We start from the raw sequence: 16,782 nt of genomic DNA on the forward strand, positions 1-16,782 counted from the left end.
GCCGGGTCACTTCAGGACTTACGGGAAGAGGTCAGCGCTCCAGGCCGTCGAAGGCACGCTCGAACGCGCCCGCGGCTGCGGGCGTCGTCAGGAGAGCGTGGCGGAACATGAACGTCATGGTGTCGCCTGACAGCAGCGAACCGCAACGGATTATTCCGTCGCCCGGTGTCGCGACGGATCGGCCGCGAGGCGAGTGGGCGCGCGGCTGCGTGCCGGCGTGTTCGGCGTCGCCGGCGCCCGCGGCCGATGCCCTTGGCCATCCGGGTGCTGTGGACTCTGGCGAGCCCACAGCGCTGGAGGCTACGACCGCGTCGGCGACGCCGGCGGGCTCGTCGGCGGAGCCGGCGCCGGGCTCTCAGGCGGCTTCGTCGTCGGTGGCTTGGACGGGGACGGCCGCTGGCAACTGTGGAAGCCGGAGTTGTAGCCGTCGCGGAAGCCGCGGTAGAAGGCACCGCTTCCTGAGATGTTGAGGTCGTAGGGCCTTCCGCTCTTGCAGTCGGCCCGTCCGTCGGCGAATCCGGCGTTGCGGCCCTTGCGGTACTGCTTGGGCTTCGGCTCCAGACCGGTGTTCGCCATCGCCGGACCCGCCGGAGCGCTCACGACCATGGTGGCGCCGACGCCGCCCGGAGACTCCGCGGACGCGTGAGCGGCCATGGCCGGGCCGCATACCAAGGCAGTGAGGAGCGCTGGGCCGACTAGCACACGTCGAGTGCGAGGCATTCCTGTCTCCGTCCTCTCTTGCCGGGGTCACCGTGGCGATCATCTGTGCGCCCGGCCCGGCCCCGGCGTTCACTGTCATCGTGTGCAACCGCGTGTCACGCCGCCGCGATGACCGCGTGACGTGCGCGTGACGGGCGCGTCACCCGCCGGCCGGCTGCAGTCCCGCGAGGAGCGCGCTCAGGCGCGACGTCGGTTTGAGGCCGAGTTCGGCCTGGAGCCGCTGCTGGTAACGCCTGAAGTGGTGCAGCGCCTCGGCCTGGTTGCCTTCGGCGAGGTGGGCCTTGACCAGTGCGGCGCAGGCGCTTTCGCGCAGCGGCTCCGCGTGGACGGCCACGCCGGCGGCGGCCACGGCCTCCGCGTGGCGCCCGGCCGTGACGAGGTCGGCCGCCAGCGCCTCCAGGGCGTGCAGGCGTTGCTGGTGCCATTCCTCCGCGATGAGCAGGACCCAGTCGTCGTACCAGCCGGGCAGCAGGCCGGCTGACAGCACGGACACGGCCTCCGAGGTGAGATCCTCGTCCCGGGTCGGTTCGGCGCGGTCGAGGATGCGCAGCGCCAGGGACCGGGCGTGACGGAAGTCGACCTCGGCGTCGGGCGACAGCCGGATCTCGCTGGCACCGACCTCCATGATCCGCCGCCCGGCGTCGTTCAGGCGGGCGAGCGCCGACCGCAGGTTCGCGTAGGCGCGCCGCTCCGACACGTCGGGCCAGAGGCTTCCCGCGATGAGATTCCTGGGAACGCTTCCCTTGCTCAGGGCGACGAACGCCACGAGGCGTTCGGAGCCGCCGGACAGCGGGACATGCTCGTCGCCGGCCTGTAGCCGGAACCCGCCGAGAAGAGCCACCCGTGGCGGAGGCCGGTCGCTGCTCTCCATAATCCTCCCGCCCCCGAACCATCCGGGAACAGCGTCACCTGGTGGGCAGCCCTTCCGTCATCCCTGTTCATTGTCCGATACGGGCCTGCCGGATGTCGAGCAGAAGGTTGCACACACAACCACTGCTCAGGGCGAAGCCGTCGACCTTCCAGCGCCGCCCGGTCGTCCGGCGTCAGAGCTTGCCTCTCAACCAGTCGGGCAGGTAGGTGCGCAGTCCGGCGGCGTCATGCGGTACCACGGATGTCACCTGGAAATGTCGAGCGTCACGCCGGCGGCCGGGCGAGTTTGGCCGCCACGGCGTCGAGGACCCAGTCCAGCCCGGTCGCGAAGGACGCCTCGGCGTCCACCTCCGTGCCGTCGTACACGGCCTTGGCCAGCGCCGGGAAGCGGCCCGTGGCCAGCATCCTCCTCACATGCGGGCCGTAGGCGCGCTGCCAGTCGCGCTTGGACAGGCCCGTGGCGCGCTCGGCCCGCAGATTCGCGATCTCGTGCCTGATCGCGCCGGTGAGGTAGGCACTGACAGTCTCCACGGCGCGCATGACGGTGTCGAGGTCGGCGAGGCCGTCGAGGGCGGCCAGCGTGGCCTCAGTCACGGCGAGGGCGTTCGGGCCCAGGGTCGGACGGCCGCCGAGCAGGTCGGCCAGCCATTCGTGACGGAGGGTGGCCTGCCTGGTGCGGTGGGCGCGGATGCGCAGCACCTCCCGCCAGTCGCCGGGCTGCTCCTCGGGGAGGATCTCGGCGTGGACCTCGTCCACCATGAGGTCGAACAGCTCCTCCTTGGTGGAGATGTATCCGTACAGCCGCATCGGGCCGGCGTCCAGCCGGGCGGCGACCTTGCGCAACGACACCGCCTCCAGCCCGCCCTCGTCGGCCAGCGCGATGGCGGCGGCGACGATTCGCTCCCGGTCGAGCGGCACGGGGCGAGTCGGCGGCTCCGGCCGGTCCCACACAGTCATGGTTACATCGTACTGTTGCGATACATCGTATTTGTTAAATACAGTGTATCGACATGAGACATCGTATCGCCGTGATCGGTGGCGGCCCCGCCGGCCTCACCTTCGCCCGCGTCCTGCACCGCCACGGTCACCCCGTCACCATCCTCGAACGCGATCCCGCCCCCGACGCCCGTCCCCCGGGCGGCGTGCTCGACCTGCACGAAAGGATGGGCCAGCTCGCGCTGGGCAAGGCGGGGCTGCTGGCGGAGTTCCAGGCGCTGTCCCGTCCCGAGGGGCAGGCCATGCGCATCCTGGACGTGGACGGGACCGTCCTCCGCGACTGGCGACCCCGTCCGGGTGACCGGGCCAATCCCGAGATCGACCGGGGGCAACTCCGCGACCTGCTGCTCGGCCCCCTCGACGTTCAGTGGGGGCGGGGCGTGACGGAGGTGGTACCGAGGACCGGGGACGGCGTGCTGGTCCGTTTCGCGGACGGGCGACAGGAGACGTTCGACCTCGTGGTCGGCGCGGACGGCGCCTGGTCCCGGGTTCGCCCGGCAGTCTCGTCCGCGACGCCGCACTACACCGGCATCACCTTGGTCGAGACCTCCCTGGACGACGTCGACACCCGCCACCCCGACCTCGCCCGGCTGATCGGCGACGGTTCCATGGCTGTGTACGGCGTGAACCGCGGCCTCGTCGCCCAGCGCAACAGCGGCGGCCACGTCAAGGTGTACGCCCAGTTCCGCGCGCCGCTGGACTGGCACACGAGCCTGGACCGGCATATGGGCCTGAACCGGCGCGCGGGCATGAACGCGGGCATGAACGCGGGCATGGACACGGGCCTGGACACGGGCCTGGACCTGGCCGACGCCGAGGCCATGCGATCAAGCCTGCTGGCTCTGTTCGACGGCTGGGCCGCTCCCGTCCTCGACCTCCTCCGCCACGGCACCGCTTTCGTCCACCGCCCCCTCTACGTCCTGCCCGTGTCCCACACCTGGGCCCACGTTGCCGGGGTGACGCTACTGGGCGACGCCGCCCACCTGATGCCGCCGTTGGGGGTCGGCGCGAACCTCGCGATGCTGGAAGGCGCCGAACTCGCCGAGTCCGTCGCCGCCGCGCCTGGCCCTGCCGATCTGGACGAGGCCGTCCGCGCCTTCGAGGAACAGATGTGGGCACGGGCCGGCGGGTGGGCGAAGATCACGATGGCCGGTCTGGAACGCCTTGTGAGCCCGGACCCCACCGAGGCCCTCGCCCTCTTCGACGAAGTTCAGCCATCCTGACTGCCGAGCGCGAGAGGCCCGTTCCCGCCTGGCGCCAGGTGGGGACGGGGCGCGCCGTCGATCGTCTACACCGCGGAGAAGCGGAAGCCGAACCGCGCCTCCGCCGCTCGCAGCTCGTACGGCGCAAGCACGCCGGGCCCGCAGGCCGCGGTGCCGACGCCGTGCTGGGCGTGGTCGAGGTGGACGTGCACGCGACTGCCCGGCCTCAGGTCCGTCAGGTGGGCGGCGCGCTCCAGCTCCGCGGTGCTCCACCTGCGCATGGTCAGGCCGAAGGCGGGATCGCCCGTCACCCGCACCCCCCTGCCCTCGTCGTCGACCAGCATGGCCCAGCGCACGTCGGCGCGCTGTCCGTTCTCCTGCGGATACACGTACGGCGTCTGCAGCTCCTCGATCGTGGCTTCGAAGCCGCCGGTCACGGCCGCCATGCCCGTGTCGGGGTAGGCCTCGCCCGGTCCCCTGCCGAACCAGATGACCTTCGCGATGCCCTGCGGCAGCGTCATGGCGACCCCGAGCCTGGGCAGCGGCAGCGTCCACTCCCCTTCGGGCACCGCGTGCACGTCGAGGGAGAGTCCTGTCGCGTCGGCCGTCCAGCGGTAGGTGACGCGGACCCCGAGGTCGGCGGCCGCGGGGGCCACCCGCGAGCGGACGGTCAGGGCTCCGTCGTCGTGGGAGACGGACTCGACCCGATGGGTGAGACGGTGCAGGCCGAGGTGGCGCCAGTTCCAGTCGAGGCCGCCGAAGCGCTCGTTGTCGACGGGCGCCCGCCACAGGTCGAGCCGCGGGCCCTCGACGTCGAGCCCGAACAGGGTGGTGAGCCGCCCCGTCCTGGCGTCGAACACCGCTGCGCCCAGCTCGACCGTCTCCCCGCGCACCACGGGAGCCGGCCCTCGCTCGGGCGAGGGATGGGCGCGCCCCTCGTCCACCTTCAGCTCGCCCCACGCGATCTCGTGTCCCGCCGGCGCCCACGGCAGGTCGTGCGCGAGGACCGCCCGCACGGCGAGCCACACCTCGCCGGGCTCGCCCACCTCGGGCAGGTCGGGCAGCTTCACCTCAGCCCGTTCCCCGTCGGGCACCTCGAGGACGCCCTCGGCGACCAGCGCGCCACCCGCCGTCAGCGCCCACGGGAACTCCAACGGGTACGGCACCGCCCTGGTCACCGTCACCGCCCCGTCCGAGAAGGTGATCTTCACGGGTTCGAACACCTTCTTCAGGTCCAGCAGCCCCGGCGAGGGCGTGCGGTCGGGGAAGACCAAGCCGTCCACGACGAAGTTGGAGTCGTGCAGCGGCTCGCCGTAGTCGCCGCCGTAGGCGTAGCCGTACTTCTCGTGGGTCAGCCCGTGGTCGATCCACTCCCAGACGAACCCGCCCGCGAGCCTGGGATAGGTGTCGAACAGCTCCTGGTACTCCGCGAGCCCGCCGGGGCCGTTGCCCATCGCGTGCGCGTACTCGCACTGCATGAACGGCATCGCCCTGCGCCGCGCGTCCAGGGCGGGATCGTCGAGCGGGTCCTCCGTACCGCGGCCGATCGCCTCGACCTCGGCGTGGGAGGCGTACATCCTGCTGTAGACGTCGACGTCGGCGCACGACAGGTCGCCCTCGTAGTGGATGGGCCTGGACGGGTCGCGCTCGCGGGTCCAGCCGGCCATGACCGCCAGATTGGCGCCGACGCCCGCCTCGTTGCCCAGCGACCACATCACCACGCTCGGGTGGTTCTTGTCGCGTTCGACGGTGCGCTTCATCCGGTCGAGCAGCGCCTCGCTCCAGCGCGGGTCGTCGGTCGGGTTGCGGCGCCAGCCGACCTGCCCGAACCCGTGTGTCTCCAGGTCGCACTCGTCGACCACCCACAGGCCGTACTCGTCGCACAGGTCGAGGAAGGCGGGATGCGGGGGGTAGTGGCTGGTCCGGACCGCGTTGACGTTGTGCCGCTTCATGAGCAGCACGTCCTCGACCATCGTCTCGTACGGCACCGCCCGCCCGTGGTCGGGGTGGAACTCGTGCCTGTTGACGCCCTTGAAGACCAGAGGGACGCCGTTGGCCTTCAGCACGCCGTCCTCGATGGTGATCGTGCGGAAGCCGATGCGCAGCCGTACCGTCTCCTCGCCGGTGGTGAACGTGGCCTCGTACAGGCGAGGCGTCTCGGCCGACCAAGGCTCCGCGGCGACGCGCACCTGCGTGCCCGGCGCCAGGTCGCTCACGCCCAGCTCGGGGACGGACAGCAGCCCGTCACCCTCGAAGCTGAGGGTGCCGTCGGCGGCGGCGTGCACGAACACGTCGGCGGTGGAGCGGGGGAGCGTCACCTCCCTGAAGATGCCGGGCAGCCACCACATGTCCTGGTCCTCCAGGTAGCTGGCGGCCGACCACTGGTGCACACGTACCGCGAGCACGTTGCGTCCAGGCGTGAGGTACGGCCCCGCGTCGAACTCCGCGGCGAGCCTGCTGCCCGTCGTGAACCCCAGTTCGTGACCGTTCAGCCAGACCCTGGCGCAGGAGTCGACGCCCTCGAACCGGACCCGGCCGCCTTCCCAGCCCTCGGGCAGGTCGAACGCCCGCCGGTAGTCGCCGGTGGGGTTCTGGTCGGGCACGTGCGGCGGGTCGACGGGGAAGGGGTAGGAGACGTTGGTGTAGGCGGGCTCGCCGTAGCCGTGCAGCGGCCAGTGGGAGGGGACGGGCAACGTGTCCCATGCGGCGTCGTCGAAGTCGGGGGCGGCGAAGTCGTCAGGCGCGTCGGCGGTGGCCGACAGGCGGAAGCGCCAGTCGCCGCCGAGGTCGATCGAAGGGGCGTCGGAGTGGAGCGCGGCGCGGGGGTCGAGTCGGCCCGCTCCCGGAGCGAAATCGGCGAAGTACACAAAAACCGATGTTTTCCCAATTAATCACACATGTCTAGACGGTTTCCCTCCCCACGGACGGATGGCCGCCTGGCGATCGGCCTCCGGAGTCGCGGGCCTGCGGCCGGTCGCCACCAGGGACCGGCCGACGCCGCCGGCCCGCGGCAGGCGCCCGTCGGGCGTGCCGTACGGAAGGGGAGTCTCAGCGCGGACGCAGCTCGCCCGAGCCCCGGGGGATCAGCCGGGTCGCCACCAGCGTCTTGGCCACGCGCGAGCGGTCGCCGTCCAGGCGGGACAGCACCAGCGACGCCGCCGCGGCCCCGATCCCCGCCGGGTCCTGGGCCACCACGGTCAGGGGCGGGTCGAGGACCTCAGCCAGCGGCAGGTCGTCGTACCCGACCAGGGCCACGTCCTTGCGCCCCGCCTTGGCCAGGCCGACCACCACGCCCGTCGCGGCGAAGTTGTTGGCCGCGAACAGCGCGGTCGGCGGGTCGGGCAGCGCCAGCAGCCGCCCGGCCGCCGCGGCGGCCGCCTCGGCGGAGTGGCCGGTCTCCACCAGCGTCTTGTCGAACGGCAGGCCTGCCTGCGCCAGCGCGTCCCTGTAGCCCTGGAAGCGCTCGCGCCTGGTGTAGAGCGTCGCGGGCAGGTCGCCGATGAAGCCGATCCTGCGATGGCCGTGCGCGATGAGGTGCGCGGTGCCCTCGCGCGCCCCCGCCCGGTTGGAGCTGACCACGCAGTCGGCCGCCAGCCCGATCGCGGGCCGGTCGAGGAAGACGATGGGCAGCCCCGCATCGCGTTCGGCGCGCAGGTAGCGATGATCGCCGCTCGCCGACGGCACCACGAGCAGCGCGCTCACCCTGCGCGCGAGGAACGTGGCCACCAGAGAGCGTTCGAGCTCCTTCGTCTCGCTGGAGGAGCCCACGATCACCGTCAGGCCGCGCTCGCGCACCGCGCTCTCGATGCCGCCGGCGACGGTGCCGAAGAACGGGTTGCCCATGTCGGGGATGACCAGGCCGATCGCCGCGTCCCTGGCACCGACCCGCATGTTGCGGGCCATCAGGTTGGGCCGGTAGCCGAGCCTGTGCACGACCTCCATGACCCGCGCCCTGGTCTCGGGGGCGACGGGGCCCTCCTCGTTGAGGACCCTGGAGACGGTCTTCGCGGTGACACCGACCTCACGGGCGACGTCGGTCATCGTCGGGCGCCGCGCGCTCGCCATCGAACCTCCCCGTGTCGTGAACAGGGTAGCGGGATCAGGACAGGCCGATCGCCTCCGCGGCGTCCTGGTCGGCGATGACCGCCTTGCCGTCGGTCACGTCCATGGCGCCCGTCATGATCGCCACCACCTCGGCCATGTTGTGGTCGCCCGGCTTGAGCTGCGCGACCCTGCGGCCCAGCCGCTGGACGTGGATCCGGTCGGCGATCTCGAAGACGTGCGGCATGTTGTGGCTGATGAGCACCACGGGCAGGCCGCTGTCGCGGACCCTGCGGATCAGGTCGAGCACCTGCCCCGACTCCTTCACCCCGAGCGCCGCCGTGGGCTCGTCCATCACGACGACGTGGGAGGCCCACGCCACCGCCCTGGCGACGGCCACACCCTGCCGCTGACCGCCCGACAGCGCCTCCACGGGTACGGCGAGCGAGCGCAGCCCGATCTTGAGCGCGGCCATGTGCTCGGCCGACTGCGCCCGCATGCGCGGCTTGTCCAGCATCCTGAACACCTTGCCGAGCAGTCCGGGCTTGCGCAGCTCCCTGCCGAGGAACATGTTGGTGGCGATGTCGAGCGAGGCGGCGATCGCCAGGTCCTGGTAGACGGTCTCGATCCCGGCCCTGCGCGCCTCCAGCGGGTCGCCGAAGCGCACGCGCTTCCCGTCGAGCAGGATCTCGCCCGAGTCGGGCTGGATGGCGCCGGTCAGCGCCTTGATCAGGGTGGTCTTGCCCGCCCCGTTGTCGCCGATGACCGCGAGCACCTCGCCGGGCAGCAGGTCGAAGTCGGCGCCGTCCAGGGCGGTGACGTGTCCGTAGCGCTTGACCAGGCCGCGCGCCTGGAGAACGGGTGTGGTCATCGGGTCCTCCTGCGGGAGAGCTGGTCGACGCTGACCGCGAGGATCACCAGGATGCCGGTGATGAGCGTCTGGTAGATCGACGGGACTCCCATGAGCTGCAGCCCGTTGCGGAACACGCCCACGATGAGCGCGCCGATGAGGGTGCCCATGACCAGGCCGCGCCCGCCGAACAGGCTCGTGCCGCCGAGCACGACGGCGGTGATGCTGTCGAGGTTGTCGGTCTGCCCCGCCTGCGGGTCGCCCACGCCGGTGCGGGAGACCAGCAGGAGGGCGGCGATGCCGTACACCAGGCCGGCCAGGGCGTAGACGCCGACGAGCAGCCGCGAGGTGCGGATGCCGGTGAGCCTCGCGACCTCGGGGCTGTTGCCGAGGGCGTAGACGTGCCTGCCCCACGCGGTCTGGCCGAGCAGGTAGGCGAACAGCAGGAAGAGCGCGATCGTGAGCACGGAGCCGTAGGTGACGCGGGTGTCGCCGATCTGGAAGGTCTGGCCGAGGAACGTCAGCTCATCCGGCAGTCCGGTGATCGTCTGGTCCTGGGAGTAGATGTGGGTGAGCGCGAAGACCACGTTCAGCATCCCGAGAGTGACGATGAACGGCGGCAGCGAGATCCGCGTCACCAGCAGCCCGTTGACCAGGCCGAACCCCGCGCAGACCGCCAGCCCTGCGGCGATCGCCAGGAGCGGCGGCATGGACAGGGCCAGCTTGGCCATCACGATGCCGCCGAAGGCCATGATCGCGCCGTTCGACAGGTCGATGCCGCCCGTGAGGATGATCAGCGTCTGGCCGATGGCGAGAGTGCCGACGACCATGACCTGCTGGATGATGAGCGAGAAGTTGCCGCCGGTGAGGAACTGCTCGCTGTTCAGCGAGAAGAACGCGCAGGCGAGCACCAACGCCGCCAGCGGGCCGGCCGTCGGCGTGGTGAGGATCCTGCGCGGCAGGGTCGCTTCGATGACCGCCATGTCAGCCCCAGCAGTTGGCCAGGCCGAAGGCGGTGTCCTTGGCGTCCACGCCCGCGACGGGCTTGTCGGTGATGAGCGTGACCCCGGTGTCGGTGTAGCCGGTGGCCTTCTTGCCGGTCTTGGCGAAGTCGGTGACGGCCTTGACGCCGCTCTCGGCCATCTTCAGCGGGTACTGCTGGGAGGTCGCGGCGATCTGGCCGCTCTGCACGGCCCTGGTCCCGGTGCAGCCGCCGTCGACGGAGACCACGAGCACGTCCTTGTCGATGCCCTTGGCCTTCAGCGCGGTGTGCGCGCCGAGGGCGGCGGGCTCGTTGATGGTGTAGACGAGGTTGATGTCGGGTGCCTTCTGCAGGCAGTTCTCCATGGCCGTCTGGCCCTTGCTCTGGTCGCCCTGCGTGTCCTGCGAGCACACGATCGACGGGTCGCCCTCGGCGACGCCGAAGCCCTTGAGGAAGCCGTCATGGCGCAGCTTGCCGACCGTGATGCCGGGCGCCAGGTCCAGCGTGGCGATCTTGGCGGGCTTGCCGGCCATCGCCGCCTTGGCGTACTGGCCGATCAGCTCGCCGGCCTTGAAGTTGTCGGTGGCGAACAGGGCGTCGGTGGCCTCCTGCGGTTCGGTCGGGGTGTCCAGGGCGATCACCAGCACACCCGCGTCCCTGGCCTTCTTGACGGCGGGCACGATGGCCTTGGTGTCACTGGGTGTGATCAGGATGCCCTTCACCCCCGCGGCGACCATGTTCTCGATGGCGGTGATCTGGCTGGCGTTGTCGCCGTCGAACTTGCCCGCGGCGCTCATGAGCTCGGCGCCCTGCGCCTTGGCGGCGGCCGACGCTCCCTCCTTCATCTTCACGAAGAACGGGTTGGTCTCGGTCTTGGTGATGAGCCCGACCTTGACGGTGTCCGAACCTGAGCCGGACGAGGGGCCGCCGCCGCATCCGGCGGCCATGAGAGCTGCGGCCATGAGGCCTGCGATGAGTCGTTTCATGGCGGGTGTTCCTCACATGAGCTGGACAGACTCGGTGTCATCGTTGACATATGTCAACGTTGACATCCGCTGTGCTGCGATGATGAACTCCGTTTCGGGAAACGTCAATGCCCTCGGCCTGTAACGAAACCGCAACAGCGGAAAAAGGGAGGCAGATGATCGCCGTCCTTGGCGAGTGCGTCGCCGACGCCTTCGCCGACAGACTCCCGGGCGAGCTGGCGCTGCGGGTGCTGCCCGGTGGCGGGCCCAGCAACACCGCGGTCGCGCTGGCCCGCCTCGGAACCCCCTGCAGATTCCTCGGCCGGCTGTCCGACGACGTCTTCGGCGCGCTGTTCCGCGAGCGCATGGCCGCCTCCGGGGTCGACCTGTCGGCCTGCGTGACGGCCCGCGAGCCGAGCACGCTGGCCGTCGCCACGCTGGACGCCGAGGGCCAGGCGCGCTACTCCTTCCACGCCGAAGGCACCGCCGACTGGGGGTGGAGCGCGGCCGAGCTGTCGGATGACCGGCTCGGCGGCGCGTCCTGCCTGCACACGGGGTCGCTGGCGCTGGTCAGGGAGCCTGGAGCGAGCACCGTGGCCGCGTTCGCAGGGCGGGCCGCGGCGACGGTCTCCATCGATCCCAACGTGCGGCCGAGCCTGGCCTCGCGCGAGGACTACCTGTCGCGGTTGCCGCAGTGGTGCGCGCTGACCGACATCCTCAAGCTCAGCGCCGACGACCTGGCGTTCCTGATGCCGGACGTCCCGACGGCCCTGGCGTGCGAGCACCTGCACGCGGCGGGGGCCCGGCTGGTCGTGGTGACATCGGGGGCCGCCGGGGCGCTGGTCTCGCTGGACGGGGCCATGGCGACGGTTCCTGCGGTGCCGGTGAAGGTGGTGGACACGGTCGGCGCGGGAGACTCCTTCACGGCGGGGTTGCTGCACCGGCTCGAGTCCAGGGGGCTGCTGGGCGGGCGGCTGGACGGGCTGGACCTCGCCTCGGCCGCCGACGCCGCCGCCTTCGGGGCCGAGGTCGCGGCGCTGACCTGCGCCGTGGCGGGAGCCGACCCGCCCTGGGCGGACCAGCTCACCCCCGCTCCCCACGATGACACGGAGGCGCCCGCCTCCCGGTAGGGAGACGGGCGCCCCGAGGTGCAGGTCAGGCGGCGGCCCTGGTCGCGGTGGCGACCGTGGCCTCCTTCTTGACCCCGTTCACCGTCACCGCGACCAGCACCTGCCCGCGCCGCAACGCGGTCAGCGTCCCCGTCGCGGGGTCGAGGGCGGCCACGTGCCACGGCTTGGCCTTCGACAGCGGCCCGATGTGCAGATTCGGCGATCCGGACCACTCGGCCGACACCGGGTAGGCCACGGGAACCGTCCTGTCACCCTGGGTCAGCGACGCCTTCACCGTCGCGGGCGAGCCCACGGACACCGCCGCGGGAGCCGTCAGCGTCAACGTGTCCACGTGCGGACGCACCTGAGTGCCGATCCAGGCGGGCGCGTCGACGAACCAGTTGCGCCTGACATGCTCGGCCTCCTGCGGCGTCACCGGGTCGACGCCCCATAGCGACCAGCCGGTGAACCCGCCGTCGTCCGCGGCCGTGGCCGGGTTCTTGCCCGAGTTGCCGTTGATGAAGTACGGCACCGCGTCCACGTGGGAGGCGTTGAAGGTGCCGACGTGCGCCCCCACGTAGGCGGCGCCCTTGCCCGTCGTCCGCTGGAAGTCGGCCAGCCACCCTTCGACGAGCGCGGCCTCCTTCCTGTCTCCGAGCTGGCTGCCCTTGCCTGGCGTCGGGTCGCGCGGCGGCACGTGGAAGAGCACGACGACCGAGCCCACGGAGTCGTCGCCGGCCGCGGCGGTGAGCTGGTCGCGCAGGAGCGCGATCTGGTCGAAGCCGCCGCCGCGCAGGTTCAGCCTGGAGGTGTCGAGCGTGATGAACCTGGTCCCCTTGTGGTCGAAGACCTGGTAGGTGTCGCCGAACACCGCCTTGAAGTTGTCGATCTTGCCGCCCATGACCTCGTGGTTGCCCGGCACGTAGTGGTAGGGCAGGGCGCCGCCGAGTTCCTCGTCCAGGATCCGCTTGGCCAGCGCGAAGTCCTCGGGCGAGGCCTCGTCCACCAGGTCACCGTTGATCAGCAGGAAGTCGGGCTTGGCGGCCTTCAGCTCGCGCAGCGTCCTGCGCGCGTTCTTGACGATGTCGCTGTCGGGCTGCCTGGCGACGAACTGGGCGTCGGACATCACCGCGAACCGCCACGGCATGCCGTCCACGGACGCCTTCACCACCGGGTCGCTCACCTTGGCGGCCGGCGGCGCCTGCACGGACGGAGGCACCCTGGCCACCAGGCCGTCGATGGCGATCTCGTTGGTGTACTTGGCGTCGGCCCTGGTCTCGGCCACGTAGAAGCGGCGCAGCCTGAGCGGGTAGCTGACGCCCGGCGGCACCGCGAACTCGACGTACTTCCAGCCGCTCCAGGTGAGGTACGGCCCGCGCAGGATCTGCGACTGCCCCTGGGCGTCGTAGAACTCCAGGCTGGGCCACTCCCCCTTGCCGGTGGAGTTGATCCACAGCCCGAACGCCTGCGGCTGGCCGGGGATCACGAGCTGTTGCGGCGGCGAGGCGTAGGCGGCGCGGGTGGCGGTCGACTGGGTGAAGTCGTAGGTGAGCTTGAGCCCGCCGCCGCTCTGCCCCTGGCCGGCGCCGAGCGAGCCGGTGGCCCTGGCCGCGGCGAACGTCCACGAGGCGGCGTTCTCGAAGTCGGCGACCGCGACGTCCTCGAACCCGACGGTCACGGGCACGGCGGTCGTCGATGCGCCGACGCGCGCGGTGATCAGGCCGGACCCGGTCGCCTTGAGCGCCTTGACGGTGAAGAGGCCGTGCTGGCTGGGCCGTACCTCCAGCAGCGACGTGTCGTAGTCGAGCTTCAGGTCGTCAGGCTCGATGGGCGCGGAGTTGCCGTTGCGGTCGTAGCCGACGACGCCGAAGGAGCCCGTGGCGTCGGCCGCCGCCAGGCCGACCCTGTCAGTGGTCGCGCCGATGCGGACGAGCGGCTGCAGCACGGTCAGGTCGATGCTGCCCTTGGCCGCGCCGCGCGAGGCCCTGACCGTGGTCTGACCGGGGACCCAGGCGTGGAAGACGCCTTCCTTGTTGACGCGACCGTGCACCGAGGTCGAGGTGTTCCACGACGGCACGCCCTCGGCAGGGCCGTACGTCTCGTCGTACCCGGCGGCGGTCAGCCGCCTGGTCAGCCCGGGGAAGACGCGGTCGGGGCGGCCACCGGCGACCGGTCCCACACCCGGAGCCTTGGCGGGGTCGCCGGCGGTCTCGAGCCAGAAGCCCTTCAGCTTGCCGCTGCCCTGCGGGGCGTAGAGGGCCAGGCCGTTGGGGACGTGACGCTCCCCGCCGTCGGAGGGGCTGTTCTCGACCTGGACGTCGGCGCTGCCGGGCTCCCGGGCGAGCAGGGTGGAGGAGCCGCCGCCGTCGAGCTCGAGCGCGTTGTGGGCGCCGAGTTCGACCATGAGCGCGGCCATCTCGCCGAGCGTGAGGCCGCGGCTGTCGGCCTGGCGTCCGTCGACGGTGAGCAGGTACATCTTCCTGCCGTCGGCGGAGAAGCCGACGGAGGTGCGCGGGTGGCTGTCGGTGTCGGTGAAGGGCAGCGCCTTGCCGTCCTTGACCAGGACGTTCCTGCCGCCGACCGCGGTCCGCACGGCGCCGCCGTCCGAAGGCTTGGGCTGGTACTTCACCTCGACACGGTCGCCGGCCTTGAGCGAGGCCAGGGCGTCGGCGCCCGCCTCCCTGCCGACGAGGATCGTGGTCCCTGCCGGGATGGGGCCCTGGCCCGCGGAGGTCCTGACCTCGGTGACGGCCCCGTTCACGAGCACCACTTCGGTGACCTTCGCGGCGTCGGAGCGCCGGTAGGAGCCCCACAGCGGGGTGAACAGGCCGACTCCGCCTGACTGGACGTTCTGGTTGAACTGGGTGAGGGTGATCGGCGTGCCGCCCTCGGGGGTGGCGGTGCCCTCGAAGTGCATCTGGAGGACGCGGCCGACGCCTTCGTTGAGCGCGACCGCGTTGTTCCAGCCCTGGACGGGCGACTGGATGAGGTCGCCGTCCTTCACACCGATGCCGAGGGCGGCGCCCGAGCGGTTGATGTCGAAGTAGTCGCCGTTGACGGCGGCCACGGCGCGCGCCCGCTTGGCGGGCCCGGACAGCGCCTCGGTCTTCGACACCTCACCGGAGTTGAGGTAGCCGGCCGTGACACCGCCCGACAGGTCGGCCGAGAGCGCGTCGGCGCGCAGCCAGCCCGCCGCGTCGAAGCGGTCGAAGGAGGTGAGCGTGATGCCCGGCGCCACGGGCCGGGTCTTCTTGGCCGTCTCCAGCGACCGTCCCGCCGGAGCGTTGAGCAGGAGGGTGGAGTCGGAGCTGTAGGACGACGCGGGGGGCGCGTCCTCTGCGGGAGCGGGTGGATCCGCGTGCGCCGGGGCGGCGACGAAGGTTAAGGCGAGCGCGGCGGATGCCATGTAGCGGAGGGTCTGCACGACCGAACTCAATCGCGCAATGGTGACAAGTTTCAAGACTTCGCAATGAACTAAAAGAAAATTTCAGATCTTGTCCGCCCTCCACCGGGCTTGGACGATGGCACGCGTGGACCCCTACGCGTTCTACCGTGACCCGTACCTCGTCTACACCATCGCCAGGCGGACGCCTGGCCTGGCCTTCGTCCGCGATCTCGACGCCTGGCTCGTCGCCCGGCACGCCGACGTGCGCGAGGTGCTCGGCAGGCCGGACGTCTTCTCCTCCGCGGGCGCGCTGCGCCCCGACCAGGTGCCTGGGCAGGAGGCGATCGCCGAGCTGGCCAAGGGTTTCCAGCAGACGCGGACGGTGCTCACCACCGACGGCGAGGCCCACCAGCGCTACCGCAGGCCGATCACGCGCGGGCTGTCGCCCGGCAGGGTCGGCGCGGCCGTGCCGTACATCGCCGAGAGGGTCGACGCGCTGATGGACGCCCTGCCCGGCGAAGGTCCGGTGGACTGGATGGCGGCCTACGCCAGGCCGCTGCCCGCCGAGGTCTTCGGCCACCTGCTCGGCCTCGACCCCGCCGACGTGCACCCCGCCGTCGAGGCGGGCAGGCGCGCCGAGGAGCTGCTGTTCCGGCCGCTCTCCCCCGCCGAGCAGGCCGACGCGGCCCGCGCGGCCGTCGGCCTCCAGCACCTGCTCCACGGGTACGCCCTCCGCGAGCCCGGCGAGGACCTCATCGGCGAGATGGTCAGAGGACTGACCCCGAACGATCCCCACGAGCTGGTCTCCAACCTGCAGAACCTGCTGCTGGCAGGACACCTCACCACCAGCGCCCTGCTCGGCACGCTGCTGCTCAACCTGCTGCGCCACCGCGAGCAGTGGGAGCTGTTGTGCGAGCGGCCCTCCCTCATCCCCGCCGCGATCGAGGAGGGCGCCAGGTTCGACGCCCCCGTCCAGGGCTTCCGCCGTACGGTCACCGCGCCCTACACGCTGGCCGGCCACGAGCTGCGGGAAGGCGATCAGGTGTTCGTCTCGTACGGCTCGGCGGGCCGCGACGAGGCCGTCTTCGAACGCGCCGACGCCTTCGACATCACCCGGGACCCGGTCAGGCACCTGTCGTTCGGCCACGGCGCGCACGGCTGCCCCGGCTCGCAACTGGCCCGCGAGCAGGTCCGCCTCACGCTGGAGCGGCTCACCGCCCGCCGGCCCGGCCTCCGGCTCGTCTCCGGCCGCATCACCATGGAACCGAGCCTCATCCACCGCTCGCCCGAGACCCTTCACCTCACCTGGTGACGCCGGCCGAGCACACCCCGGCAGACGTCCGATCTGTGAGGGCCGGGCCTTAACCACTGGCTTTCGGGTAGACGTGAACGCAGACTGAAAGGGCAGATCAGCGCAGAACGCGTGGAGCAGCCGTGGACACTCTGTACGATCACATGCCGATCCTGTCGCGAGGCAGGCACCGCAACCCGCGCAAGGGCGCCTGCTTCATGGAGCTGGCCTCCTATCTGGCGGGCGAACGGTGGAGCGACCATCCCGCGTGCACACACCCGCTGCTCGCGGGCCTGGCCCGCCTGGTCAACGACCACACCACCGACGAGGGCAGGAGCAGGCTCGTCCCGCTCGTCCCCTCCATCATCGGG

Annotated in this window: 12 protein-coding genes and 1 pseudogene; 4 read left to right on the forward strand and 9 right to left on the reverse strand. The window is 71.4% G+C overall.

Features of this window, described 5'->3' with window-relative positions; all coding sequences use genetic code 11:
• Positions 1 to 300: 300 nt before the first annotated feature.
• From AC3EO4_RS19765 to AC3EO4_RS19775, 3 genes are all read right to left on the reverse strand, one after another.
• Positions 301 to 654, reverse strand: coding sequence for a hypothetical protein (locus AC3EO4_RS19765; RefSeq protein ID WP_379582666.1), 354 nt, complete (start codon positions 652 to 654; stop codon positions 301 to 303).
• A gap of 205 nt (positions 655 to 859) precedes the next feature.
• Positions 860 to 1,591 (reverse strand): AfsR/SARP family transcriptional regulator, encoded by a 732-nt coding sequence (locus AC3EO4_RS19770; RefSeq protein WP_379582664.1) that lies wholly within the window; start codon positions 1,589 to 1,591, stop codon positions 860 to 862.
• A 263-nt stretch (positions 1,592 to 1,854) separates the two neighbouring features.
• Positions 1,855 to 2,547 (reverse strand): TetR/AcrR family transcriptional regulator, encoded by a 693-nt coding sequence (locus AC3EO4_RS19775; protein WP_379582662.1) that lies wholly within the window; start codon positions 2,545 to 2,547, stop codon positions 1,855 to 1,857.
• A gap of 53 nt (positions 2,548 to 2,600) precedes the next feature.
• Between AC3EO4_RS19775 and AC3EO4_RS19780 the strand changes: the two genes are divergently transcribed.
• Complete coding sequence (locus AC3EO4_RS19780; RefSeq protein ID WP_431896974.1) at positions 2,601 to 3,809, forward strand: FAD-dependent oxidoreductase; 1,209 nt, start codon at positions 2,601 to 2,603, stop codon at positions 3,807 to 3,809.
• Between the two features lie 65 nt (positions 3,810 to 3,874).
• Here AC3EO4_RS19780 and AC3EO4_RS19785 read toward each other — a convergent pair whose 3' ends face one another.
• The 5 genes from AC3EO4_RS19785 to AC3EO4_RS19805 all read right to left on the reverse strand — a co-directional run bounded on the left by AC3EO4_RS19785 (position 3,875) and on the right by AC3EO4_RS19805 (position 10,647).
• Complete coding sequence (locus AC3EO4_RS19785) at positions 3,875 to 6,655, reverse strand: glycoside hydrolase family 2 TIM barrel-domain containing protein (RefSeq protein WP_431896975.1); 2,781 nt, start codon at positions 6,653 to 6,655, stop codon at positions 3,875 to 3,877.
• A gap of 181 nt (positions 6,656 to 6,836) precedes the next feature.
• The gene (locus AC3EO4_RS19790) at positions 6,837 to 7,853 is read right to left on the reverse strand and encodes a LacI family DNA-binding transcriptional regulator (RefSeq protein ID WP_379582657.1); all 1,017 of its coding nucleotides are present in this window, start codon (positions 7,851 to 7,853) and stop codon (positions 6,837 to 6,839) included.
• Positions 7,854 to 7,887: 34 nt separating this feature from the next.
• Positions 7,888 to 8,700, reverse strand: coding sequence for an ATP-binding cassette domain-containing protein (locus AC3EO4_RS19795; protein ID WP_379582655.1), 813 nt, complete (start codon positions 8,698 to 8,700; stop codon positions 7,888 to 7,890).
• Entirely contained in the window at positions 8,697 to 9,662 is a 966-nt protein-coding gene (locus AC3EO4_RS19800; RefSeq protein WP_379582653.1) for an ABC transporter permease, read from the reverse strand. The genes AC3EO4_RS19795 and AC3EO4_RS19800 overlap by 4 nt, the downstream gene beginning before the upstream one ends.
• A 1-nt stretch (position 9,663) precedes the next feature.
• The gene (locus AC3EO4_RS19805) at positions 9,664 to 10,647 is read right to left on the reverse strand and encodes a sugar ABC transporter substrate-binding protein (RefSeq protein ID WP_431896976.1); all 984 of its coding nucleotides are present in this window, start codon (positions 10,645 to 10,647) and stop codon (positions 9,664 to 9,666) included.
• 155 nt (positions 10,648 to 10,802) lie between these two features.
• Here AC3EO4_RS19805 and AC3EO4_RS19810 point away from each other — a divergent pair, with 155 nt between their 5' ends.
• Positions 10,803 to 11,756, forward strand: coding sequence for a carbohydrate kinase family protein (locus AC3EO4_RS19810; protein WP_379582649.1), 954 nt, complete (start codon positions 10,803 to 10,805; stop codon positions 11,754 to 11,756).
• Positions 11,757 to 11,781: 25 nt separating this feature from the next.
• Here the strand turns inward: AC3EO4_RS19810 and AC3EO4_RS19815 are convergent, their stop codons facing one another.
• Positions 11,782 to 15,171, reverse strand: coding sequence for a phosphodiester glycosidase family protein (locus AC3EO4_RS19815; protein WP_431896977.1), 3,390 nt, complete (start codon positions 15,169 to 15,171; stop codon positions 11,782 to 11,784).
• A 94-nt stretch (positions 15,172 to 15,265) separates the two neighbouring features.
• On the opposite strand from AC3EO4_RS19815, the gene AC3EO4_RS19820 reads away from it, so the two are divergent.
• Both AC3EO4_RS19820 and AC3EO4_RS19825 read left to right on the forward strand, forming a co-directional pair.
• Positions 15,266 to 16,432, forward strand: a complete 1,167-nt coding sequence (locus AC3EO4_RS19820; RefSeq protein WP_431896979.1) for a cytochrome P450 — start codon at positions 15,266 to 15,268, stop codon at positions 16,430 to 16,432.
• Positions 16,433 to 16,554: 122 nt separating this feature from the next.
• Positions 16,555 to 16,782, forward strand: a pseudogene (locus AC3EO4_RS19825) (hypothetical protein); the annotation flags it as partial.

Source organism: Nonomuraea sp. bgisy101, assembly GCF_057708945.1.

Coding starts and splice junctions, on each gene's coding strand:
- AC3EO4_RS19765 (WP_379582666.1), bottom strand. CDS start 654: ATGGCCGCTCACGCGTCCGCGGAGTCTCCGGGCGGCGTCGGCGCCACC.
- AC3EO4_RS19770 (WP_379582664.1), bottom strand. CDS start 1,591: ATGGAGAGCAGCGACCGGCCTCCGCCACGGGTGGCTCTTCTCGGCGGG.
- AC3EO4_RS19775 (WP_379582662.1), bottom strand. CDS start 2,547: ATGACTGTGTGGGACCGGCCGGAGCCGCCGACTCGCCCCGTGCCGCTC.
- AC3EO4_RS19780 (WP_431896974.1), top strand. CDS start 2,601: ATGAGACATCGTATCGCCGTGATCGGTGGCGGCCCCGCCGGCCTCACC.
- AC3EO4_RS19790 (WP_379582657.1), bottom strand. CDS start 7,853: ATGGCGAGCGCGCGGCGCCCGACGATGACCGACGTCGCCCGTGAGGTC.
- AC3EO4_RS19795 (WP_379582655.1), bottom strand. CDS start 8,700: ATGACCACACCCGTTCTCCAGGCGCGCGGCCTGGTCAAGCGCTACGGA.
- AC3EO4_RS19800 (WP_379582653.1), bottom strand. CDS start 9,662: ATGGCGGTCATCGAAGCGACCCTGCCGCGCAGGATCCTCACCACGCCG.
- AC3EO4_RS19805 (WP_431896976.1), bottom strand. CDS start 10,647: ATGAAACGACTCATCGCAGGCCTCATGGCCGCAGCTCTCATGGCCGCC.
- AC3EO4_RS19810 (WP_379582649.1), top strand. CDS start 10,803: ATGATCGCCGTCCTTGGCGAGTGCGTCGCCGACGCCTTCGCCGACAGA.